The organism is Agromyces sp. MMS24-K17 (assembly GCF_043950245.1).
Lineage (GTDB): Bacteria > Actinomycetota > Actinomycetes > Actinomycetales > Microbacteriaceae > Agromyces.
On the sequence record NZ_CP171640.1, the window covers coordinates 340,361 to 363,082 of the forward strand.

Annotated in this window: 23 protein-coding genes; 4 read left to right on the forward strand and 19 right to left on the reverse strand. The window is 71.8% G+C overall.

The window, feature by feature from the left end:
- Window positions 1-28: 28 nt before the first annotated feature.
- The 9 genes from ACGGZK_RS01440 to ACGGZK_RS01480 form a co-directional block, all read right to left on the reverse strand.
- The gene (locus ACGGZK_RS01440; RefSeq protein WP_395244492.1) at window positions 29-904 is read right to left on the reverse strand and encodes a type II secretion system F family protein; all 876 of its coding nucleotides are present in this window, start codon (window positions 902-904) and stop codon (window positions 29-31) included.
- Window positions 905-915: 11 nt separating this feature from the next.
- Window positions 916-1,872 carry a type II secretion system F family protein gene (locus ACGGZK_RS01445; protein WP_395244493.1) on the reverse strand — a complete coding sequence of 319 codons (957 nt, stop codon included), beginning with the start codon at window positions 1,870-1,872 and terminating at the stop codon, window positions 916-918.
- Complete coding sequence (locus ACGGZK_RS01450; protein WP_395244494.1) at window positions 1,869-3,443, reverse strand: ATPase, T2SS/T4P/T4SS family; 1,575 nt, start codon at window positions 3,441-3,443, stop codon at window positions 1,869-1,871. Before ACGGZK_RS01450 ends, ACGGZK_RS01445 begins: the two co-directional genes overlap by 4 nt.
- Entirely contained in the window at window positions 3,430-4,791 is a 1,362-nt protein-coding gene (locus ACGGZK_RS01455) for a CpaE family protein (RefSeq protein ID WP_395244495.1), read from the reverse strand. Before ACGGZK_RS01455 ends, ACGGZK_RS01450 begins: the two co-directional genes overlap by 14 nt.
- Window positions 4,788-5,546: a Flp pilus assembly protein CpaB gene (locus tag ACGGZK_RS01460; protein ID WP_395244496.1), complete on the reverse strand. Its 759-nt coding sequence runs from the start codon at window positions 5,544-5,546 to the stop codon at window positions 4,788-4,790. Before ACGGZK_RS01460 ends, ACGGZK_RS01455 begins: the two co-directional genes overlap by 4 nt.
- A gap of 30 nt (window positions 5,547-5,576) precedes the next feature.
- Window positions 5,577-6,599: a TadE/TadG family type IV pilus assembly protein gene (locus tag ACGGZK_RS01465; protein ID WP_395246018.1), complete on the reverse strand. Its 1,023-nt coding sequence runs from the start codon at window positions 6,597-6,599 to the stop codon at window positions 5,577-5,579.
- 61 nt (window positions 6,600-6,660) lie between these two features.
- Window positions 6,661-7,080, reverse strand: coding sequence for a TadE/TadG family type IV pilus assembly protein (locus ACGGZK_RS01470; protein WP_395244497.1), 420 nt, complete (start codon window positions 7,078-7,080; stop codon window positions 6,661-6,663).
- Between the two features lie 29 nt (window positions 7,081-7,109).
- Window positions 7,110-7,328: a Flp family type IVb pilin gene (locus ACGGZK_RS01475; protein ID WP_395244498.1), complete on the reverse strand. Its 219-nt coding sequence runs from the start codon at window positions 7,326-7,328 to the stop codon at window positions 7,110-7,112.
- Window positions 7,329-7,581: 253 nt separating this feature from the next.
- Window positions 7,582-8,229, reverse strand: coding sequence for a prepilin peptidase (locus tag ACGGZK_RS01480; RefSeq protein WP_395244499.1), 648 nt, complete (start codon window positions 8,227-8,229; stop codon window positions 7,582-7,584).
- 71 nt (window positions 8,230-8,300) lie between these two features.
- Between ACGGZK_RS01480 and ACGGZK_RS01485 the strand changes: the two genes are divergently transcribed.
- Window positions 8,301-9,047 carry an MIP/aquaporin family protein gene (locus ACGGZK_RS01485; RefSeq protein ID WP_395244500.1) on the forward strand — a complete coding sequence of 249 codons (747 nt, stop codon included), beginning with the start codon at window positions 8,301-8,303 and terminating at the stop codon, window positions 9,045-9,047.
- Window positions 9,048-9,065: 18 nt separating this feature from the next.
- Here the strand turns inward: ACGGZK_RS01485 and ACGGZK_RS01490 are convergent, their stop codons facing one another.
- The 3 genes from ACGGZK_RS01490 to ACGGZK_RS01500 form a co-directional block, all read right to left on the reverse strand.
- Entirely contained in the window at window positions 9,066-10,445 is a 1,380-nt protein-coding gene (locus ACGGZK_RS01490) for an FAD-dependent oxidoreductase (RefSeq protein ID WP_395244501.1), read from the reverse strand.
- On the reverse strand, window positions 10,445-11,566 hold the full coding sequence (locus ACGGZK_RS01495) for a polyprenyl synthetase family protein (RefSeq protein ID WP_395244502.1): 1,122 nt from the start codon (window positions 11,564-11,566) through the stop codon (window positions 10,445-10,447). The genes ACGGZK_RS01490 and ACGGZK_RS01495 overlap by 1 nt, the downstream gene beginning before the upstream one ends.
- A gap of 180 nt (window positions 11,567-11,746) precedes the next feature.
- Window positions 11,747-12,454: a demethylmenaquinone methyltransferase gene (locus ACGGZK_RS01500; protein WP_395244503.1), complete on the reverse strand. Its 708-nt coding sequence runs from the start codon at window positions 12,452-12,454 to the stop codon at window positions 11,747-11,749.
- A 130-nt stretch (window positions 12,455-12,584) separates the two neighbouring features.
- Between ACGGZK_RS01500 and ACGGZK_RS01505 the strand changes: the two genes are divergently transcribed.
- Window positions 12,585-12,869, forward strand: a complete 285-nt coding sequence (locus ACGGZK_RS01505) for a DUF427 domain-containing protein (protein ID WP_395244504.1) — start codon at window positions 12,585-12,587, stop codon at window positions 12,867-12,869.
- Window positions 12,870-12,874: 5 nt separating this feature from the next.
- Here ACGGZK_RS01505 and ACGGZK_RS01510 read toward each other — a convergent pair whose 3' ends face one another.
- Window positions 12,875-14,656: a DUF4012 domain-containing protein gene (locus tag ACGGZK_RS01510; RefSeq protein ID WP_395244505.1), complete on the reverse strand. Its 1,782-nt coding sequence runs from the start codon at window positions 14,654-14,656 to the stop codon at window positions 12,875-12,877.
- Complete coding sequence (locus tag ACGGZK_RS01515) at window positions 14,653-15,333, reverse strand: cell wall protein (protein WP_395244506.1); 681 nt, start codon at window positions 15,331-15,333, stop codon at window positions 14,653-14,655. The genes ACGGZK_RS01510 and ACGGZK_RS01515 overlap by 4 nt, the downstream gene beginning before the upstream one ends.
- 147 nt (window positions 15,334-15,480) lie before the next feature.
- On the opposite strand from ACGGZK_RS01515, the gene ACGGZK_RS01520 reads away from it, so the two are divergent.
- The gene (locus ACGGZK_RS01520; RefSeq protein WP_395244507.1) at window positions 15,481-16,764 is read left to right on the forward strand and encodes an isochorismate synthase MenF; all 1,284 of its coding nucleotides are present in this window, start codon (window positions 15,481-15,483) and stop codon (window positions 16,762-16,764) included.
- Between the two features lie 27 nt (window positions 16,765-16,791).
- Here ACGGZK_RS01520 and ACGGZK_RS01525 read toward each other — a convergent pair whose 3' ends face one another.
- From ACGGZK_RS01525 to ACGGZK_RS01535, 3 genes are all read right to left on the reverse strand, one after another.
- A complete protein-coding gene (locus ACGGZK_RS01525) occupies window positions 16,792-17,646 on the reverse strand; it encodes a polyphosphate kinase 2 family protein (RefSeq protein WP_395244508.1) in 855 nt (284 codons plus the stop codon).
- A 122-nt stretch (window positions 17,647-17,768) separates the two neighbouring features.
- Window positions 17,769-19,658, reverse strand: a complete 1,890-nt coding sequence (menD, locus tag ACGGZK_RS01530) for a 2-succinyl-5-enolpyruvyl-6-hydroxy-3-cyclohexene-1-carboxylic-acid synthase (protein WP_395244509.1) — start codon at window positions 19,656-19,658, stop codon at window positions 17,769-17,771.
- The gene (locus ACGGZK_RS01535; RefSeq protein ID WP_395244510.1) at window positions 19,651-20,106 is read right to left on the reverse strand and encodes a PLDc N-terminal domain-containing protein; all 456 of its coding nucleotides are present in this window, start codon (window positions 20,104-20,106) and stop codon (window positions 19,651-19,653) included. Before ACGGZK_RS01535 ends, menD begins: the two co-directional genes overlap by 8 nt.
- Window positions 20,107-20,252: 146 nt before the next feature.
- On the opposite strand from ACGGZK_RS01535, the gene ACGGZK_RS01540 reads away from it, so the two are divergent.
- Entirely contained in the window at window positions 20,253-20,519 is a 267-nt protein-coding gene (locus tag ACGGZK_RS01540) for a DUF4229 domain-containing protein (protein ID WP_395244511.1), read from the forward strand.
- 15 nt (window positions 20,520-20,534) lie between these two features.
- On the opposite strand, the gene ACGGZK_RS01545 is transcribed toward ACGGZK_RS01540, so the two are convergent.
- Window positions 20,535-21,530, reverse strand: a complete 996-nt coding sequence (locus ACGGZK_RS01545) for a 1,4-dihydroxy-2-naphthoate polyprenyltransferase (protein ID WP_395244512.1) — start codon at window positions 21,528-21,530, stop codon at window positions 20,535-20,537.
- Window positions 21,531-21,564: 34 nt separating this feature from the next.
- Entirely contained in the window at window positions 21,565-22,722 is a 1,158-nt protein-coding gene (locus ACGGZK_RS01550; RefSeq protein ID WP_395244513.1) for an AMP-binding protein, read from the reverse strand.

A 22,722-nucleotide genomic window follows, 5' to 3' on the forward strand; every position in this document is an offset into this window, starting at 1 on the left:
GTGGTCAGCCTAGCGAGGGGTGGACCGGCTACAGCGAACTGAACGAGTCGATGATGCTGAGGACCGCGGGCGTCATCACCACGATGAAGAGCACGGGCAGGAGGCAGAACACGAGCGGGAAGAGGATCTTGACGGTCACCTTCTGAGCCTGCTCCTCGGCCCGCTGGCGCCGCTTCAACCGCATCTCCCCGGCCTGGACTCGGAGCACCTCGCCGATGGCCACGCCGTAGGCGTCGGCCTGGATGACAGCCCGGATGAAGCGCCGGAGGTCCTCCACGCTGGTGCGCCGTTCGAGCTCCTGGAACGAGTCCCGTCGGGTGCGGCCGATGCTCATGTCCTGGAGGACCCGGATCAGCTCCTCGGCCAGCGGACCCTTGCCGCCGCGGGCCGCCTTCGCCATTGCCGCATCGAAGCCGAGGCCGGCCTCCACGGCGATGGTCATCTGGTCGAGCGTGTCGGGCAGCGCGACCTTGAGCGCCTCCTGGCGGTCGTGCGCGCGGCTGTTGATCAGCACGTCGGGGAGGAAGAAGAGGAGCGCGGAGATGGCGATCGCGACGAGCACCTCCAGCGGCTGGGGCCCGCCGGCGACGACGAAGAGGAACCCGCCGACGACGCCGATGACGAGGAGCACGAGCTTACACGTGACGATGCGATGGACGGTCCAGCCGATCGGGCGACCGGCGTACACCACCTGCTTCTCGAGCCATCCGGCGTACCCCGCGGGGGCCGCGGTGATGAGCGACTGTGCGAGCGATGGTCGCTGCTGTACGACCCCGAGCGATGGGTGGACCTCGACGTTCCGTTCTGCGGTGTCCGCCACCGGCTTGCGCCCGGGGAACAGGACGAACACGAGCACGCCGAGCCCGATCGCGACCAGTGCGACGGCCGCGTAGACGACCAGCATCGAACCATCCATCAGAACTTCACCCTCACCGTGAATGCGATCCAGATACTGCCCAGGATGAGGAGCACCACGGCGGCGGCGATCGCGATGAGGCCGATGATGCTCTCGAAGAACCGGGCGAAGTAGCCGGGCTGGGCGACCGACAGGAAGAGCGCCACGCCGATGGGGAGGGCGATCAGGATGATGCCCGACAGCCGGCCCTCCGCACTCAGCGACTTCACCTGACGGCGGATCTGGTTGCGCTCGCGGATGGTCTTGCCGACCTGGTCGAGCACCTCCGCCAGGTTGCCGCCCGTCTCCTGGTTGATGGCGATGGCCTGGGACACCCACTCGAAGTCCGCGCTCTTCATACGGGTCGCGGTCAGCGCCAGCGACGAGGCGAGATCCCGGCCGAGGCGGGTCTCGTTGACCACTCGGGCCAGTTCCTCCCGCATCGGCGACTCCGCATCGTTGGCGACGCCGGCGAGCGCACGCGACAAGCCGTGGCCGGCTCGGAGCCCGCCGGAGAGCAACTGCACGGTGTCGTCGATCTGGTCCGCGAACCTCGCCCGTCGCTGCGACGTGCGCATGACGAGCACGACCTTCGCGCCGATCGGTCCCAGCAGTGCGAACAGGAGGGCGAGGAGGATCGCCGAGCCGTTCGCGAGCCCGAGCAGTGCCCCCACCATCGCGAGCACCGAGGAGGCCGATGCCACGAGCACCAGGAACCCGCTCTGCTCGGTCTGGATCCCGGCGAGCTCGAGCTCCTCCGCCCCGAAGAGACGCCCCTTCCGCTTCGACGAGACCTTGTCGAGCGCCTCGGTCGTCCGCTCGGTGAGCCGGGTGAGCGTCGAGACCTCCTCTACTCCGGGGGCGCGACGACGTTCCTTCGCCACCCGCGGCGCCGGCGGGGCGATCACGAGGAAGAGGAAGGCCAGCAGCGCGAGCAACGAGAGGCTGATGCCCGCGACGAGCACGACGGGACTCATCGGATCTCTCCCACGAGGTCATGGAACTGTCGCTGGAAGAGGCTGACGGGGAGCGGGATGCCGTGGTCGGCGATTCGTTCGGCGAACCGAGGACGGACGCCCGTCGGCTCGAGCCGCCCGAGCAGGCCGCCGTCGGCGTCGTATCCGCGCGAGTAGTCGAAGTCGAAGGCATCCTGGAGGGTGACGACCTCGCCTTCCATGCCGTGCACCTCGGTGATGTGGGTGATCCGGCGCACGCCGTCCTTGTGGCGGCTGATCTGCACGATGATGTCGATCGCCGAGGCGATCTGCTCGCGGATCGCCCGGAGCGGCAGGTCCATCCCGGCCATGAGCACGAGCGTCTCCATGCGGGACACCGCATCGCGGGGCGAGTTGGCGTGGATCGTCGAGATCGACCCCTCGTGGCCCGTGTTCATCGCCTGCAGCATGTCGAGCGACTCGGCGCCGCGGACCTCGCCGACGACGATGCGGTCGGGCCGCATGCGCAGCGAGTTCCGCACGAGGTCGCGGATCGTGATCTCGCCACGGCCCTCGATGTTCGCCGGGCGGGACTCGAGCCGCACCACGTGCTCCTGCTGGAGCTGGAGCTCGACCGCGTCCTCGATGGTGATGATGCGCTCGTCGCTCGGGATGAACGCCGACAGCACGTTGAGGAGCGTCGTCTTGCCAGTGCCGGTACCACCCGAGACGAGGATGTTCAGCTTGGCCCGGACCGCGGCATCCAGCACGGCGGCCGACTCATCCGAGAGGGTCCCGAAGCCGATGAGGTCGCTCACCGTGTACGGGGTGCCGGCGAACTTGCGGATGGTGAGCGACGACCCGTTCACGGCGAGGGGCGGGATGATCGCGTTGACGCGCGACCCGTCCTCGAGGCGGGCGTCGACCAACGGCGACGACTCGTCGACCCGGCGGCCGACCCGCGAGACGATGCGCTCGATCACGCGACGCAGCTGCGGCTCTCCGGTGAACCGGTGGTAGCTCTCCGTGAGCCGGCCGGCTCGCTCGACGTACACCTGGTCGAACCGGTTGACCATGATCTCGCTCACGGTCGGGTCTGCGAGCAGGGCTTCGAGGGGTCCGTAGCCGAGCACGTCGGCGCCGATCTCCTCGATGAGCCGGTTGCGCTCGACGGTGGACAGCGCGAGCTGCTCGGCCGCGACGATCTCGGCGAGCTCGCCCCTGGCGAGCGCGTGGAGCTGGTCCTCGGTGAGCGATGCGTCGTTCATGCGAGCGCCGATGCGACCGAAGAGCTCCTGCGCGGCCTTCTCCTTCACGCCGGCCAGCGGGTCGACGGATTGGTCTCGGCGAGGGGGCTCGACGGGGGTCGCCGGAGCGGCTCGATGGGCCGGGTGCAGCAGGGCCGCGGTCGAGGAGTCGGCCCCATCGAGCCCGGCCGGGAGCGAGTCCGAGTCCGTCGGCTCCGGAGGCGTCACGTCGGGTGCTCCGAACAGGTCGGTTCCGGTCACCGATGGACGGCTCGTGGTCACGCCGGCCGCGTCCGCGGCGGCGCTCTCGACGGGGTACGCGGCCTGCGGGTTGCGGGCGGCGCTCAGGCGGTCACTCAGGTTCATTGCTTCGCCGCTTTCGATGGATGATGCTGCGCTTCGGGAAGGCGTCCGGCGCGATGCGCTGGACGAGCGACCGGATGGCCTTGGCGGCCGGGTCGCGGACGTCGTCGTGGATGAGCGGGACGCCTCGATTCGAGGCGAGCAGCACGGCCGATGACCGGGGGACCTCCACGTCGACGGGCGCCCCGATGATGTGCTCGACGTCGCGTGCGGTGAGGCCGCTCAGCCGGTCGCTCATGTTCAGCACTACGTGCCGATTGACGGGCATCAGCCCGATGGCGTTCAGGAGCTCGAACTCGGTGCGCACGGCTCGAAGGCTCGGCACGCCCATGTTCATCACGAACACCGCGTCGGTCACGTGCTCGAGTGCGATGAGCGAGTGCTCTCCGAGGCCGGGCGTCGTGTCGACGATCACGTACCGGAAGAGCCGCCGGAGCCGCTCGATCAGGGCCCCGAGCGCAGCCGCCGGGACGTGGTCCGCGAGTTCGGGCGACGGCGCGCTCGCGACCACGAAGAACCCGTCGTCGTGGTGGGTGAGCGTGGTCTTGAGCACGAGCTCGTCGTCGGCCGCCGCGACCGCGTCGACGATCGTGCCCTCGGGCACGAGCGCCAGCGCCGCCGTGATGTCGCCGAACTGCAGGTCGGCATCGACGAGGACGACCGAGTTCGGCGCGATCTCGGCGAGCCCTGTCGCCAGGTTGATCGAGAGCGTCGTCTTGCCCTGGCCGCCCTTGGGCGCGACGACCGCGATCGCCTCGCTCGGGGTGCCCGAGGCCAGCGGTGGGAAGTCCCATGCCTGCTGGACCGGCGCCTGTGCAAGCTCGTCCGATGCGGACTCGGCCGGGACGTCCGCCGGTGGGTCTTCGATGCCGGCCGGCACATCGTCGAGCTCCGGCTCCGCGAACGTCTCGAGCGAGGCGAACGACAGGTCGTCGATCTCGAGCTCCGGAGGTGCGTCGAAGTCGTCCATGGCGGCGCGGCCGTGGGCCACGAGCCACTCGGAGAGTCGGTCGATGAGCTCGAGCGTGGCCTCGTCATTGGCGTTCGGGCTGAGCACGGCGTGCATCGCGAGCTCATCGACCCAGTCCTCCAGGTCGGAGCGCTGCTCCCGGACCACGACGACGCCGAGGTTCGGATGCCGGTCGGTGAGCTCGTTCACGAGCCCTCGTGTCTCCTCGTAGTTGAGGATCGGGCCGAGCAGGACGATGCGCGGTTCGCCCGCCCGGTCGACGACGCTCTCCGGCCCGAGCCGGACGAATTCTCCCGGGATCACCCGCAGGCGTTCCCCGAGCAGGCCCCGCAGTCTCGACTCGTATTCGGCGGAGCGACTGACGAGCAGGTAGGGAGTCATCCGAACGCTGCGCTTCCATCCACCGGCGACGAGCCGCCGTTGTCGGTCTGGTCGTTCTCGAGGGTGAGCCACATCTGCGCGTAGTCCGCGGCCTCGCCTTCGGTGAACCACACCCACCGCTCGACGTCGTGCGTGCCGAGGGCGACCGTGACCATGATCGCGTCGGTCGCGCCCTGGTCGGCCTCTTCACCCGTCTCGGGATCCGGGAGCACGACACCCTGGACCCTGGTCACGAGGACGCCGTGGAAGGCGAACTTGCTGACCGGGTTCACGAGGTCCGCGGCGTCGCCTTCTTCGTCGGGGTCCACCGTGCCGACCAGCCCGATGTGGTCGCCGGCGCGCACCTGGCCGCCGACGACACGGTCGGCCGGCAGCGTGAACGAGATGAGTTGCATGCCCGCGGGCACCTGGACGTCACCGGTGGCCGCGAGGTCCTCCGGGGACATGAACCGAGCGGTCGCGAGTTGCTCCCCGGCGAGGAGGTCGCTGTCGGCTACCAGTCCCTCCAGCTCGGAGAGGTCGGTGACGTAGCCCTCCACGAGGTTGCGCCGGGGCACGGTGCCGACTGCGACGTAGTCGGAGACGGCTTCGCCGGCGGTGCCTTCGGGGATCTCCTCGCTGACGAGGTAGACCTCGGCGAGCTCCGCGCCGCCGGCGGCGCGGGCGTCGGCACCGCGCACGTAGTTGATCAGGACGAATGCGCCGACGACGGCGATGACGAGGGCGACGATCGCGCCGATGATTCGGGTCTTCATGGTTCGTGTTTCCTCTGAGCGGGTAGGGGTTCAGGAGGGGTCCGGGGCCAGACGAACGATCATCAGGCCTCCGTCGGGAGCGGCACCCAGGTCGAAGTCCTCGCCGAAGTCGACGTAGTCGATGAAGTAGCCCTGGATGCCCTTGGCGTTGCCACCCCCGGGGAAGGCGGGTGCCAGGGTGGAGCCGCCGCAGTAGGTGGCCGTCTGCGCGCCGCCGGTCTTCAGTCCGGTGATCCGGAAGGCGGCGAATCGCTCGATGTGGAACATCGTGCCGCTGCCCTGGCTCGTGAACGAGTCGTAGAGCGGGATCAGCACGACCTGGCAGAGCAGCGTGTTGAGGTGAGTGTTCGAACAGCCGTTCTTGTTCGGGTTTGGCTGGATGCCGACCTCGCCGCCGACGGTCGCGTTGAGGGCGACCGTGGCTTCGCAGTTCACGCCGTCCAACCAGCCGAACCCGCCGGGTGCGCCGTTCGCGCACGGCATGGCCGTGTTCCCGTTGTTGATCAGCAGCAGCGTTCGCTGCGGATTGACGGTGTCGGCCGGCTGCGGAGGAAGGTCGTCGAACTCGCATTTCGCGATCGTGAGCGCGATCGTGTCGCCTCGGTTCGGGGCTCCCCACTCCGCGGTCGCCTTCGCGACCACCGGCGAGTTGGTGATGCCGAGTACGGCCGCGAAGGGGTGGGGCAGGTTGGCCGTCTGCGCCGAGACCGTGACCCTCCCCGGCTGCGAAGCCGACGGAAGCTGGATCCCGGGGGGAACGAGGACGGCGGACGTCGCGACCCCGCCAAGCGAGTTCGCCTGGTTGCCATCGGCGATGGGGCCGAGGGCGGGGTCGAGCTGGGGCTTCGTGCAACTCGCCGGCACGTTGGCGCACGTCTTCGCCGCCGCGAGTGCCGCACTGTCGGCACCGTTCTGCAGTTGCGCGCGTTCCGAGTACGTGGCGGCCACGTCGATCGCGAAGCCCGAGAGGCCGACCAGCACCACCATGAGGATGGCGACGAGAACGGCGCTGGCGCCGCGTTCGTCGTTCAGTCGATCTGCTATCCGCCGCATACCGTCATTCCCTTCGCCTTGAGGGGCGTCGCCTGCGTAAACAGCGGGTCGAAGAACCCCGTCATCGTGGCGAGCGGGATCTTGACCTCCGCAGTGACCTTTCCGGCGATCTCCTCCCTGTACCCGTCCTTCGCGGCATCGCAACCCTGGAGGACGGTGAACTGCGTCGCGCCCGCAGACCAGGTCGCCGCGTTGATCGACGGTGCGGCGTTCTTGCCCCAGGTGACCGCCTCAGCCGGCGTCCCCCGGAATGCTCGTGCACCGCGTAGTAGCGAGCCGCCTCACGTGCGGCGTTCGAGATCGACACCTGCTGGTTGAACACCCAGCTGAAGTCCGCGATGCCGAAGATGACGACCAGCAGCGGGAGCACGACGAGTGCGAACTCGACCGCGGCCGCGCCGCGTTCGGAGGACGCACGTCTGCCTCGAAAGAGAAACATCGTTTCACTCGACCTCTGAGCGCGAGTCGGCCGCACCGCCATTGGTGCGGCCGACTCGAAGGCTCAAGCGCCTAGTTGAACGTGCACGCGGCCGCGCCGGGTGCACCCTGGATGCACGCTGCGAGGTCGTTGAACATGTCCGCCAGGTTGGTGCCGAAGAGGGCGACGCCGACGATCATCACGCCCGCGATGAGCGCGACGATGAGGCCGTACTCGACCGCGGTCGCGCCTTCCTCCTGGGACCGGAGCGAGTTGATCTGCGCGAGCATGCGCGTGTATGCCTTGAGCATTTCGGGAACATCCTTCGGGTTGTGTGGGTAGTGGATGCAACCAGACGCGGGTACATCCGGTGCAGAGGAGATTACGCACGCGCCACCCGGCATTTCTAGGCCGAAATACGCCCCCCTTCAGGGGGTTTGCGCAAAAACGGGCACCCCTCTTCGGGGGCGTTTGCAACGAATCCGCATCGATGGATTGACACGCGAAAGAATTGAGCGATACTCACACTCGGCCCGGTTTCGAACCCCCCGGACTGGGGCGGCGTCAGCCGAAGAACAGCACCGCGACGACCGCCCCCGCGAGCATCGACGGACCGAACGGCAGCGACCCGCGCAGCGTCACGCGTCGCAGCGCGAGCATCACGATCGCGAGCACCCCGCCCACGACGAACGCCCCCAGCAGGCCGATGAGCCAGGCCGACAGGCCGAACCATCCCAGCAGCATCCCGATGGGCGCGGCCAGCTTCACGTCACCCATCCCCATGGACGACGGCGAGATGAGCGCGAGGATCAGGTAGACGGCGAACATCGCCGCTCCCCCGAGCAACGCCCAGAGCAGCGCGATCCACTGGCCGGTGAGGGCCGACGCCAACACGAGCAGGGCACCGACGACCCCCGAGGTGGGAGCGATCACGGCGTTCGGCAGCCGCTTCTCGGCGAGGTCCACGACCGCGAGCACCGACCCCGCCGCCGTGAACGCGAGCACCGCCGGCAGCACGGGAACGACGCCGATGCGCCAGACCACGAGGCCCCAGATGACCGCGGTCGTGAGCGCGACGACGACGCGCACCGTGCGGCGGGGCATCCGGTCGTCGTGCATGTTGCGCTCGGCCCACGCAGCCAGCGGCCACCACCCCAGCACGCCGCCGAGCACGACGGCGATCGCCACGGTGACGGAGGTCGCGAAGGGCATGGCGTGAGCGTAGCGCGCGGCGCGCCGCGGCAAGCCGCGCCCATCCACCGCCGGCCTGCCAGATTGGGCGCATGGACCCGTCGTATCCGCTCGCGATCCGCGTCGCGTGCGAGTTCATCGGCACCGCGTTCCTGATCATCATCGGGAACGGCGCCGTCGCGAACGTGCACCTCCGGGGCTCGAAGGGCTTCCGGGGCGGCTGGGCGCTCATCGCGATGGGCTACGGCTTCGGCGTGATGATCCCGGCGATCATGTTCGGCGGCATCTCGGGCAGCCACATCAATCCCGCGTTCACGCTCGGGCTCGCGACCTGGGGACTCTTCCCGTGGGCCGACGTCGCGCCGTACGTCCTCGCCCAGTTCGCGGGCGCGATGGTCGGGCAGCTCGCGATCGTGGCGACCCACAAGCCGTACTACGACCGCACCGACACCCCCGAGGACATCCTCGCGACCTTCTCGACCATCAACTCGGCGCACAGCCGCCTGAACGGCTTCGTGAGCGAGCTGCTCGGCTCGGTGGTGCTGTTCTCGAGCGCGCTCGCGCTCGTGCACTCGCCCCTCACCGCCGACGAACCGGCCGTGGCGCACCTCGCGATCGGGTTCCTGGTGTGGGCGCTGGTGGTGGGGCTGGGCGGCCCGACCGGGCCGGCGCTCAACCCCGCGCGCGACCTCGGCCCGAGGATCATCCATGCGGTGCTGCCGCTGCGGCACAAGGGCTCGTCGGAGTGGGGCTACGCCTGGGTGCCGGTGGCCGCGCCGCTCCTCGGCGGCCTCATCGGCGTGGGCAGCTGGCTCCTGCTCCTCGGCGGCGGTGTCTGACGCCGCGGCGTCCGAGCGCTACACCTCGCCGCGCGAGATCTCCACCATCTCGTCGCGCGGCACGACCTTCACGCGCGCACGGCCCTCAGCGGCGCCGAGCGAGATCTCGTGCTCGTCGAGCCGGTGCCAGCCGTCGAGGTTGGTCCAGCGCACGCCGCGCGAGTCGAGCAGCTCGACCACCGACTCCTCCGTCGGCGACTCCGGGTTCCACCAGTTGCCGAGGTCGTTGATCAGGTGGCGGATCGTCTCCATCGCGTCGGACTTGGTGTGGCCGATGAGCCCGACCGGTCCGCGCTTGATCCAGCCGGTCGCGTAGACGCCGTACAGCTGGCGCGCCTCGCCGGTGGCCTTGTCGCGCGTGAGCACCTGGCCCTCGTGGTTCGGGATGACGCCGAACTTCTTGTCGAACGGGATGCCCGGCAGCGGCGACCCGAAGTACCCGACCGCGCGGTACACGGCCTGGATCGGGATCTCGCGGATCTCGCCGGTGCCGACGACGCCGCCCTCCCCGTCGGGCGCGGTGCGCTCGTACCGGATCGCGCCGACCCGGCCGTCGCCGTTCGGCACGATCTCGAGCGGCTTCGCGAAGAAGTGCAGATGCAGGCGGCGCGACGCTTCCCCCACCTCGCGCTTCCGCCATTGCTGGAGGACCTTGTCGATGACGAAGACCTGCTTGTTCCCCGCGACGGCGGCGTGCGCCGCGTCGTCGTAGTCGAAGTCCTCGTCGTAGACGATCATGTCGACGTCGCGCAGCTCGCCGAGCTCGCGCAGCTCGAGCGGGGTGAACTTCACCGACGTCGGGCCGCGGCGCCCGAAGACGTGCACGTCGGTCACCGGCGACTGCTTGAGGATCTCGTAGACGTTCTGCGGGATCTCGGTCGGCAGCAGGTCGTCGGCGTGCTTGGCGAGGATCCGCGACACGTCGAGCGCCACGTTGCCGTTGCCGATCACGGCGACCGACTCGGCTTCGAGCGGCCATGTGCGCGGGACATCCGGATGCCCGTCGAACCAGCTCACGAAGTCGGCGGCCCCGTAGGAGCCGTCGAGCTCGACGCCGGGGATGTGCAGCGACGCGTCGCGCACGGCTCCGGTCGCGAAGATGACGGCGTTGTAGTGGTGCTTCAGGTCGTCGAGCGTCAGGTCTTCGCCGAAGCGCACGTTGCCGAAGATGCGGATGTCGCCGCGGTCGAGCACCTCCCGCAGGGCGGTGATGATGCCCTTGATGCGCGGGTGGTCGGGCGCGACGCCGTAGCGCACGAGCCCGTACGGGGCGGGCAGGTGGTCGAACAGGTCGATCGAGACGTCGAAGTTGCGCTCGGACTTGAGCAGGATGTCGGCGGCGTAGATGCCGGCAGGGCCCGCCCCGACGATGGCCAGGCGCAGCTTGTTCCTCGTCACTAGCTCGACCTTTCGACGATGGTGTCGGCGAAGCGCGTCAGCGCCTTCTTCACGGGCCCGTCGGGCAGCACGTCGAGGGCGTCGACCGCGTCGCGCGCCCATCGGTGCGCCTCGGCGAGGGTCGCGCGGGTCACCTCGTGCTCGCGGAGCTCGGCGATGATCCCGTCGATCGTGTCGGGCGATGCGATGATGCGGGATGCCCCGGTGTTCGTCTCGTATACGAGCGCGGCCGGGTCGGGCGTCGGCGGCATGACGTCGCGCTCGATGCGCTCGAGCAGGGCGGCCGACGAGGCATCCGCCGTCGCGACCTCGCGGAGCCGCAGGAGCGGCAGCGTGACGACGCCGGCGCGGAGGTCGGTGCCGGGCACCTTGCCGGTGGTCTCGGGCTTCGGCGAGAGGTCGATGACGTCGTCGATGAGCTGGAACGCGATGCCGATCTTCTCGCCGAAGTCGACGATGGGCTGCTCGTACGCGGGGTCGGCGTTCGAGAACACGACGCCCGACTGCGCGGCCGCGGCGATGAGCGAGCCGGTCTTGTCGGCGAGGACCTGGATGTAGTGCGCGATCGGGTCCTCGCCCGGCTGCGGCCCGACGGTCTCGTGCAGCTGGCCCATGACGAGCCGCTCGAACGTGTCGGCCTGCAGCTTGATCGCCCGCTCCCCCAGCCGCGCCATGAGCTGGCTGGCGCGCGCGAACAGCAGGTCGCCCGTGAGGATCGCGACCGAGTTGCCCCACACCGTCTGAGCGCTGGGCACGCCGCGGCGGCGCTCCGACTCGTCCATGACGTCGTCGTGGTACAGGCTCGCGAGGTGGGTGACCTCGATCGCCTGCGCGGCGACGACGACGTCGTCGTTCGCGCCGTCGCCCAACTGGGCGGCCAACAGGGTCAGCATCGGCCGCACCCGCTTGCCGCCGGCGTCGAGCAGGTAGCGAGCGGATGCCCCGGCGATCGGGTCGGCGAACGCGACCTCTCTCGCGAGGCCCGCCTCGACCCGTTCGAGGCCGGCATCGATGGCCTTCGCCATCGCACGGTCGGAGGCCGAGGAGAACACGCGCTCGCTCAGCCCCAGATTGGCAGCGAGCGTGGCGCCGCGTCGCGCGACCGGAAGGCTCGGAGTCACGTCCCTACCCTACCGGGGCGGTACCTGAGCGGATGCCCCGCGCCACCCCGGCGGTTGAGCCTGTCGAAACCACCCGCACCACCGGTGGTTGAGCCTGTCGAAACCACCTCGGCCACCGTGGTTTCGACGAGCTCAACCACCGACGAGCTCAACCACCGACGAGCTCAACCACCGACCGGCTCAACCACCGGCCTTGCGCCCGCGGTGCAGGGCGACGACGCCGAGGGTGAGGTTGCGGTAGGCGACCTCGGTCCAGCCGGCCTCGCGGATCCAGGCCGCGAGGGTGCGCTGGTCAGGCCAGGCGTTGATCGACTCGTTGAGGTACTCGTAGGCGGTGTCGTTCGAGCTCGCGAGCTTGACCAGCGGCGGCATCACCCGGCGCTGGTAGAAGTCGTAGCCGCTGCGCACGAGCGGTGCCGGCGGCTGCGAGAACTCGCACACCACGAGCCGGCCGCCGGGCTTCGTCACCCGCAGGAACTCGCGGAGGGCCGCCTTCGGCTCGTTGACGTTGCGCAGGCCGAACGAGATGGTCACCGCGTCGAACTCGTCGTCGCCGAACGGGAGGTCGGTCGCGTCGGCCTCGACGAACACCACGTTCGACACGCCCGCCTGGCGCTGCCGGCCGACCTCGATCATGCCCGGCGAGAAGTCGGCGGCGACGACCGAAGCGCCGCTCTTCGCGAGGCTCGCGCTCGAGGTGCCGGTGCCGGCGGCCACGTCGAGGATCTTCTCGCCCGGCTTCGGGTCAACGGCCCGGGTCGTGGCGACGCGCCAGAGCGGCGCGTTGCCGACGGACAGCACGTTGTTCGTCACGTCGTAGCGGGCGGCGACCCGATCGAACATCGCCGACACCTGCGACGGGTCCTTGCCCAGGTCAGCGCGAGTCATCCTCCGAGTCTATGCCGCTCGGGGCATCCGTCGCCGGGTACCGGCTGGGAACCCGCCGAGACGGGGAATGCCCCTCGGAACCGCACCGTTCCACCCTGTCGGAAGCGAACGGATCCCGAGAGAGGAACCCATGAAGGCGATCTGGAACGGCGCGGTGCTGGCGGAGTCCCACGACACGGTCGTGGTCGAGGGCAACCACTACTTCCCCCGGGAGTCGCTCGACGAGCAGTACTTCCGCCCGAGCGGGAACCACTCGGTGTGCCACTGGAAGGGCACCGCGGACTACTTCCACGTCGAGGTCGGCGACCGCCGCAACCCGAACGCCGCCTGGTTCTACCCCGCGCCGTCGCAGGCCGCCGCCGACATCGAGGGCCGGGTCGCCTTCTGGCACGGCGTCGAGGTCGTCGAGGCCTGAGCTCGTCAGCCGCAGGCGGGCGTGTAGGAGGACACCTCCGGATCGTCGACGAGCGGCGTATGGCGCACGACGGGACGGCCCTGACCCGCCTCCGCCGCCACGAACCGGTACTCCACCGTCCGTGACTCGCCCGGGGCGAGCACGACGCCGTGCATGGAGACCGGCCGATCGGCCGCGGTGGCATCGACGGTCGCGATGAGGTCGCCGCCGTCGCGCACGCCGCCGCGGAACGACCCCGGCGCCCCGTAGACCGCGATGTCGGTGCCGACCGATCCCGGCGGCACGCCGTACCGCCCGTCGAGGGCGACGAGGAACGGCAGGGTGTCGGCCGCGTCGGCCGGAGCACTGTTCGTCAGGGTCACCCGCACCCCGACGTCCGCGAGCCCGTCACCGCGGCACGAAGCCGTGCCCGTGGCGATCTCGACGTCGAGATAGGGATCCATCTTGGCCCCGGTGGTGTCGTTCAGGTAGACGCCGTACGACTCCGGTCCCGCCGCGTCGAGCGCGGCGGACGGGCCGCCGAGGGTCGTGGTCGCGAGCAGACCCTGCTCCCCGGCATCCGCACTCCACATCGAGATGCGGCCCTCGCGTGCCGCGCTCGCGGACGCGTCGAGCAGCCGCGCCGCATCGACGTCACCGGCCGTGAGGCGATCGAACACGGCGCTGCCGACCTGCGCGAAGTACTCGTCGAGCGCGTCGGCGTCGGGGATGCGGGAATAGGAGTCGACGAGGAGGGTCCGCACGACGTCGTCGGCGGAGAGGGTGTCGCCGCCCGCCTCGATCGGCCCCGTGGCGGCGAGCACGCCCGCGAGGAACCCCGGGTCGACGGCGATCACCCCGTCGACGTCGGTGCCCGTCGACCGCAGCCAGAACTCGCGCGCCAGCGCGGCGGTGAGGGCGAAGTCGGGAGTCATCGTGACGTTCTGCACGAACCTCGTCGGCTTGTCGCCCCACAGGGCGGTCTCGGCCTCCGGCAGCGGGTCGAAGCCGTCGAGCTCGCTGCGCACCGTTCCGTTGCCGCCGATCCGCGCGAGCGACATCGCGCCGTCCTCGACGTGCACCTGCGCGATCGCGCCGGGGATGCCGCCGGTCGTGCGGAGCTCCGCGTTGTTGAGGACGAGCACCAGGTAGTCGCGCGGGCCGTCCGCTCCGAGCATCGGCGGCGCGAGTCGCAGCGCCGTGGCGGCGGTCGTGACGATCGGGGTCGCGCGCGACAGGAGGCCGTCGAACCGCTCGCGCGCGTCCGCGACGGGTTCCAGCAGTCCGCCCGCCGGCAGCCCGCCGATCCGTCGTGATGCGGACACGAGGTCCGACGCCGCGGCGGCGACCGCCGGTTCGAGGGACGCGAGGCGGCCGAGGTCGACGTGGCCCGCGGCGGACATCACGCCGTCGTCGCCGAACGCCGCGGCGTCGACGAGCGGGCCCACGTCCTCCGCGAGCGAGTGGGCCGACTCGGCGATCGCCCGGACCGCGTGGAGATCGTCGCCGACCCACGGCACCGATTCCCCGAGCCGCCAGATCGGATCCGACGTGAGCGAGGCCGCTTCCGCGGTGTGCTGCTGCAGGGTCGTGACCGCGTCGTCGACCTCGACGACGCCTGCGCCGGCCGACTCCGCCAGCTGCTGGGCGACGGGGATCGCCGCCTCCAGTTCGCCCTTGGCGAGCCATCCGCGCACCGCGACCCACGTGACCGCGGCGATCAGGATCGCGGCGGCGACGGCCACCGCGATCCTGATCGCCCGCCGATGCCGTCGAGGCTCGGTCGCGTCCTCGACGGCTTCAGTCACGACTTCGCCGTACCGCCGGGACGCGAGCGGCGTCGCCCGATGGCGACGATGCCGCCGCCGACGAGCAGCAGGACGATCGCGCCGGCTCCGAAGGCCCAGAGCGCGGGGTCGACGCCGGTCCCGGCCAGCGGGGATCCGCCCACGGGCGTGGACGTGTGTCCGGCCGGGCCGGTCGCGCAGTCCGGGGTCGCCTGCGGGTAGCTCAGTGCGACCGGCAGTTCGGGGTTCACGACGATCGTCGCGGTGATGTCACCGCGCGTCCATCGGAAGTTGCCGTCGGTCTCCACCCACTCGCCGTCGACGAGCGCCCACCCGGGCCAGCCGGCACCACGGCCGTCCGGTCCGACCTCGGCACCCGGCCACAGCACCTCGCCCTCGAGCACGCCGCTCGCGGGGATCTCGCCGAGCGGGATGGTCGTGGAATTCGAGCCGGAGCTGATCACGAGGCTCGCCGAGCGGGAGGTCGCCTTGATCCCCGGTTCGGTGAGCACGATGCGGTAGGTGATCCACGGGACGTCGGCCGAGCACTCCGGCACGACGGTGCTGCCGGCGAGGGTCGGCTGGACGCCGACGGTGGGCGGGATCGTCGGCGGATAGTCCTCCGCGACGGCGGCAGCGGGCACCGCGAGCGCGGCGGCGACGGCGAGCGAAAGGGCAGCGAGGATCTTGGACAGCACGGCGTCCTCCGAGGGGGTATCGGCGAATCGGGTATGGGGGGTGGGGGATCCTGGGGTGGTGCCGATCACCCGGACGTTAGTCATCCGCCCCTCCCGACGCCATTCCCCCGACCGGGGGTCGGGCCGGACGGACGTAGGGTGGATCGGGTGAGCGAACCACGGCTTTCCGTGCGGACGGTGGCGGTCGACGAGACCGAGCCGCTCATCCCCCGCACCGACCCACGCAACCCCCTCGTCTGGTTGCGACGCGGCGAGGGCATCGTCGGCCTCGGCGAGGTGCTGCGGATCGAGGCGTCCGGGCCCGACCGCGTCGACGATGCGGCCGCCGCCTGGCAGGCGCTGGCCGAACGCGCGAACGTGCACGACCACGTGGGCCTGCCGGGCACCGGGCTCGTCGCGTTCGGCGCCTTCGCGTTCGCCGACGACTCGGAGGTGCCGAGCGTGCTCATCGTGCCCGAGCTCGTGCTCGGTCGGCGCGACGGCCGCGCGTGGGTGACCCGCATCTCGCTGTCGACCGGCGACGACGAGCAGGCCGAGCCGAGCTCGGACGGCCGCGGCCGCCGCGCGTCGGACGAACCCGAGATCCCCGAGCCGGCGCCCAAGCGGCGGGTGCCGCACGTCGAGTTCCGCCCCGGCACGATGACGCCCGAGCGCTACGAGGGCGCCGTCGCCGAGGCCGTGCGCCGCATCGACGCCGGCGAGTTCGAGAAGGCCGTGCTCGCCCGGCAGCTCGTCGGCGAGCTGCACGAGGACGACGGCCTGCGCGCCACGATCAACCGCCTCGCCGAGGACTACCCCGACACGTGGGTGTTCGCCGTCGACGGCCTGATCGGGGCGAGCCCCGAGACGCTCGTGCGGGTCGACCACGGCCAGGTCTCCGCGCGCGTGCTGGCGGGCACGACCGATCGGGGCGCCGGCGAGGCATCCGACCGCGACCGCGCCGCCGCGCTGCTCGACTCCGCGAAGGACCGCGCCGAGCACGCCCTCGCCGTCGCGAGCGCCGTGAAGCGGCTGGAACCGCACACCGCCCGGCTCGACACGAGCCCCGAGCCGTTCACGCTCCAGCTGCCGAACCTCTGGCACCTCGCGACCGACCTGAAGGGCACGCTCGGCGACGGGGCGAGCTCGCTCGACCTCGTGCGAGCGGTGCATCCGACGGCGGCCGTCGGCGGCACCCCGCGCAAGGTGGCGCTCGCCGTCATCGCCGAGCTCGAGGGCTTCGACCGCGGCCGCTACGCCGGCCCGGTCGGCTGGGTCGACGGCGACGGCGACGGCGAGTGGGCGATCGCGCTGCGCTGCGCGCAGGTCGACCCCGACGGCACCGTCACCGCCTATGCGGGATGCGGCATCGTGCACGACTCGGTGCCGGCCTCCGAGCTCGCCGAGACCGTGATCAAGTTCAAGCCGATCGTCGAGGCGTTCGGCGGCTGAGCACCGCGCGGCGGGGCGCTCGCGCCCTCACGACGCCGCGAGCCGCGCCCGCTGCTCGTCGACGTCGAAGTCGGCCTTCGGCCACTCGAGCTGCATCGCCTCGAGTGCGTCGATGAGCAGGTGCTGCACCGCGAGCCGCGCGTACCACTTGTGGTTCGCCGGCACCACGTACCACGGGGCCTCCGGCGTCGACGTGCGCTCGAACGCGACCTCGTACGCGCGCTGGTAGTCGTCCCACCGTTCGCGTTCGTCGATGTCGCCGGGGTTGAACTTCCAGTGCTTGTCGGCGCGGTCGAGGCGGTCGCCCAGTCGCTTCCGCTGCTCGTCGCGGGAGATGTGCAGCATCACCTTGATGATCGTCGTGCCCCCGGCGACCAGCCCTCGCTCGAACCCGTTGATCGCGTCGTAGCGGCGCTCGATCTCCTCGGGCGGTGCGAGCTGCCGCACCCGGCCGATGAGCACGTCCTCGTAGTGCGAGCGGTCGAACACGCCGATGAGCCCGGGCCCGGGCACCGCCTTGCTGACGCGCCAGAGGAAGTCGTGGCCGAGCTCCTCCTCGGTCGGCTTCTTGAAGGCGGTGAGCGCGACGCCCTGCGGGTCGACCGAGCCCATGACGTGCTTCACGATGCCGCCCTTGCCGGCGCTGTCCATCGCCTGCAGCACGAGGAGGATGCGCCGCCGGTCGCCGAGGCGGCTGTCGGCGAACAGCAGCTCCTGCAGGTCGGCGAGGATGTCGGCGCCGAGCTTCAGCGCGGTCGCCCCGTCGTGCTTGGAACCGTGGATGCCCGGGTGCCCGTCGGGGTCGACGTCGGCAAGGCGGAGGCCCGGCGCGGCGCGCAGCAGCTCCGACGGGTCCTCCTTCCAGAACGACTCCCTGCCCATGGCCCGCTCCTCTCGTCGGGCCAGGCGTCGTCGCGGCCCCTTGCGCCCATCCTGCCGACGCCGCGAAGGACGGGGCAAGGGGATGCGGCGAGCGGATGCCTCGGAGCCGGCGCGCGCTGCGCTCAGCGCTCGAGCGGCACCTCGACGATCGACGGCTCCGTGACCGCGGTGCCCAATGCCTCGTCGAGCTCGGTGCGGGTCGCCGCGCGCCGGTAGGCCCAGCCGTACGCGGCGGCCAGCCCGGCGAGGTCGACGGCATGGGGCGTGTACTGCACGCGGTCGAACCGCGCCGCGTCGGTGCCGTCGGCGACCTCGAGCGAGTCGAAGATGGTGCCGCCGCCGTCGTTGCCGACGATGACCTGGAGTCGCGGTCGCGCCTCGCCGGCGCCGAGCAGCAGCGAACCGACGTCGTGCAGGAAGGTGAGATCGCCCACGACCGCGCGGGTCACGCCGGTGCGAGCAGCCGGCTGCGCGGCCGGCTCGTGCGCAACGGGCGCCGCGGCGGCGGGCGCCAGTGCGCCGGCCTGGCTCGCGATCGCGAGTCCGGTGGCGGTCGCCAGCGTGCCGTCGATCCCCGACAGCCCGCGGTTCGCGAACACGGGGATGCGTCGCCCCGGCACGACCTTGTCGGCGTCGCGGATGAGCCGCGACGCCCCGAACAGCAGCCGGTCGTGCGGCCAGGTCGCCGCCCAGACCGCCTCGACGAGCATGCGCCGGGTCACGGGTTCGCGCATCCTGGCGAGCTGCGCCCTCATGTACGCGCGCTGCGCGGCGAAGTCCGACACGTGCCCGGTCTCGTCGATGCCGCTGGCGACGGCGGCCTCGGATGCCCCGGGCTGCGCGGATGCCTCGGCGTCGAGCAGGATCCGGCTCGCGCGCACCCACCGGCCGAGCCAGGAGCGCTCCTCGGGCGTCGGCTCGCGCTCCTCCGCGCGCACCGTGCGGAGGAACCGCCGCACCCGGCGCCCCGGGTTGAACCACTCGACGCCCGACGGCGCGACGACGATCGCCTCGACGCCGTCGCGACGCAGCAGGGCGGGCACCTGGCGAGACAGGGTGGGATGCCCGAACACGACCACGCGCTCGACGCGGTCGCCGAACCCGGGCTCGTCGAGGAGCTCCCGGTACGCGACGACGAGGTTCGGCCCGAAGCGGGCGCCGCTCGAGACCTCGGCCAGCAGCGGCCAGCCGCCGGCCCGCGCGAACGCCTCGGCCTGCTCCCCCGCACCGGCGCCGGCGACGACGACGGTCAGCGGCCCGCGTTCGATCAACGTGCCCGCGGGCTCGGCCTCCGCCGAGGGCGCACCGATGCGGGCGCGCGCGGCGTCGGCGGCCTCCTGCGCGAACGAGCGCGCCGGCGCGGCCGAGCCGGATACCTCGCCCGGGGCATCCGCATGGGCGAGGTCGTCGATCGTGAGCGGCGCCGACAACGGCTCGCGCAGCTGCACGTTCAGGTGCACCGGGCCGGCACCCGGCGACGGGATCGGCACCCCGAGGTCGTCGGTGCCGAGCGACGCCGCGAGCAGGCGGCGCGCGAGGCGGCGAGCCGACTCGGGCTCGCCGTCGACGCCGCCCGGGGCCTCGACGTCGCGCTCGAAGCGCAGCGCGCCGGCGAAGATGCCGGGCTGCACGGTCGTCTGGTTCTCACGGACGCCGCGGGACTCGGCCGGGCGGTCGGCCGTCAGCACGATGAGCGGCACGCTCGCGTGGTGGGCTTCGAGCACGGCGGGGTGCAGGTTCGCGACGGCCGTGCCCGACGTCGTGATCACGGCCGCGGGCCGCCCCGACTCGAGGGCGAGGCCGAGCGCGAGGAATCCGGCGCCGCGCTCGTCGATGCGCACGTGCAGGCGGAGCCGGCCGGCCGCCTCGAGCTCGGCCGCGGCGAGCGCGAGCGCCTGCGAACGGGAACCGGGCGCGACGACGAGGTCGGTGAGGCCGCCGCGCACGAGACCGGTCAGGAGGGCGAGCGCGTAGGCGCTCGCGGGGCTCCGGCGCACGCCGGACTCAGGCATTCGGGCGGCCGGTCGGACCCGTCTCGCCTGCGGCCCCGTCGGTGCCCGGGTCGGTGCGTCGTCGGCTGGGGTCGGCGCCCGTGTCGTGGTGGTCGTGCTCGTCCTGGCCGTCGACCGGGTCGTCGCCGTCGAGTTCGGCCAGCTCCTGCTCGAGGCGCCGGATGCGCTCGTCCTGCTCGGCGTCGCGGTCGAGCCGCCGGAGGAAGTCGGGGTCGTCGTCGGGTGCGATCGGGCCGCCGCGACGCTGCTGCGCCGCCTTCCCCACCCGTCCGCGGCCGATGACGAACCAGAGGACGCCGCCGATGACAGGCACCAGGATGATGACGACGATCCACCAGCCCTTGCCGATCGCACGGATGCGTGCGCGGTCGAACAACGAGCAATCCACGACCGCGTAGATCGTGAACACCACGTATGCCGCAACCGCGGCGACGAAGAACTTGACCACTATTCCCTGAGTATAGGCACGCCCGGGTCACGACCGGCTGGGAGGTTGACGAACTCTTCCGACCGTGCTCGGAACCGGTCCGGCGACCGTCTCGGCCGGGCCACCCGCTGAGCGGACGCCCAGCCTCCGCTGCCTACACTGGCAGGGTGAAATCCGTGCCCACGTGGGTCTGGTTCAGCGTCATCCGCGTGCTGCTGTTCGCCGTCCCCTTCGCCGTCCTCATGCTCGCGAACGTGCCCTGGTGGCTGTCGGCGATCGTCGCGGCGCTGTTCGGCCTCGCCGCCTCGTACCTGTTCCTTCGCAAGCCCCGCGAGGAGCTCGCCCGCGACCTGCACGCCGCTCGGTCGCGCACCAAGCCCGCGCCCACGACCGACGACGAGGCCGAGGACGCCGCGCTCGGCGAGGACCGCTAGCGCGCGACGCGGCCGCTAGAAGGCGAACGCGAGCCCGAGGCCCACGCCGTAGACGAGGGCCGTGAAGCTCGCGAGCTGCAGCGCGATGAGCAGCTCCCTCGGCGCCTTCGCGGTCGCCACGATGATGCACGCCGGCAGCGCCAGCAGCAGGCCGAAGAGGACCAGCCACGCCGGCGGGTAGAACAGCGCGAAGAACACGACGATCGCGAACGGCACGAGCGTGAACACGATGAAGAGCACGCGCCCGGCCGTCGCGCCGACGAGCACGGCCAGGGTGCGCTTGCCGGCCGCCCGGTCCTGCGTCACGTCGCGCAGGTTGTTCGCCATGAGCACGGCGCAGGCCAGGAGCCCTGCGCCGACGCCGCCGAGCCAGCCCTCGAGGTTCACCGTGAGGGCCTGCACGAACGCCGACCCGGCGGTCGCGACGAGGCCGAAGAACACGAAGACGAAGAGCTCGCCCAGGCCGGCGTAGCCGTACGGATGCTTCCCGCCGGTGTAGAACCAGGCGGCGACGATGGCGACCAGGCCGACGGCGATCAGCCACCACTGCTGCGTGATGACCGTGAGCGCGAGCCCGGCGAGGCCGGCGACGGCGAAGAACGACAGCGCGACGATGAGCACGTGCCTCGGCTTCGCGAGCCCGGCGCCGGTGAGGCGGGCGGGGCCGACGCGGTGGTCGTCGGTGCCGCGGATGCCGTCGGAGTAGTCGTTCGCGTAGTTCACGCCGATCTGCAGGGCGAGCGCGACGACGAGCGCGAGCACGGCCCGCGTCGGGTGCCACTGGCCGGCGCCGAGGGCGACCACGCCGGCGCCCGTGCCGAGCACGACGGGCGCGATCGCGAGCGGCAGGGTGCGCAGGCGCGCGGCGCCGACCCAGTCGCCGAAGGTCGCGGGTCCCCGCGCAGCCACGGGCTCGCGCGCGGCGCGAGCCGGGTTGCCCGAGCGGGCGTACGTGCGGGACTTCTTACGGGAGGTGTCGGGGGTCGTCTCCCCGTCGGTCGGGCGTGCCACCCGGCCATGCTAACGATCGGGCGCTATGAACGGGCTATGCGCCCGCCGCGAGCAGGGCGGCGATCGCGCGACGGTCGGGCTTGCCCGAGCCCAGCAGCGGCAGTGCGTCGAGCACGAGCAGGCGCACCGGCCGCGCGGCCGGGTGCAGCCCCGCGGCATCCGTCGCCTCGGCGAGCAGGTCGAGCGAGGCGGATGCCCCGCCCGGGGGCTCGGGCACCACGACCGCGGCCCGTTCGCCCCACTCGGGGTCGGCGACCCGCACGGCCACCGCGTCGCCGAGGCCGGGCAGTGCGCGCACGGCGCGCTCGACCTCGCCGAGCGCGACCTTGACGCCGCCCGAGATGATCACGTCGTCGGCGCGACCGCGGATGCGCAGCCGTCCGTCGGCCTCGAGCGCGCCGAGGTCGCCGGTGCGGTACCAGCGGATGCCCCGGGCGTCGGTCGTGAACGCCGCAGCGGTCCGCTCGGGGTCGGCGAGGTACCCGGCCGCGAGCATCGGGCCGGCGAGCTCGACGCCGTCGTCGACGATGCGCACGCGCGCCTCGCCGATCGGCCGTCCGTCGTAGACGCAGCCTCCGGCGGTCTCGCTCGAGCCGTAGGTGCGCACGACGTGCACGCCGAGCTCGCGGGCGCGGTCCGCGGTCGCGGGCGCGAGCGCCTGGCCGCCGATGAGCACGGCGTCGAACGACCGTGCGGCCGCCGCGATGAACGGGTCGCGCTCGGCGGCCTCGACGAGGCGGGACAGCTGCACCGGCACGAGCGACGTGTAGTGCGGCACGAACGGGTCGAGCCCGGCCGACGCCGCCGCGAACGCGGCCGGGTCGAAGTGCTCGCCCTCGACCACGACCGTGCGGGTGCCGGCGACGAGTCCCCGCACGATCACCTGGGCGCCGGCGATGTAGTGGCCGGGCAGGGCGAGCAGCCACTGGCCGGGGTCGCCCAGGGCGTCGTGGGTGGCCTCGGCGCTCGCGCGCAGCGCATCGGCGGAGAGGGCGACGCGCTTCGGGGCATCCGTCGACCCGCTCGTCTCGACGACGAGCGCGATGCCGTCGTCGACCTCGGCGGGTGGGGCGCCGGCGGGTGCGGCGCCCGCGGGAACCGGCCAGACCGCGGGGCCGCCGTCGAGGGCCGCCGCGAGCGCCGCGGTCAGCGCCGCGACGTCGGTCGCGGGCACGCGGGCGAGCGGCGTCAT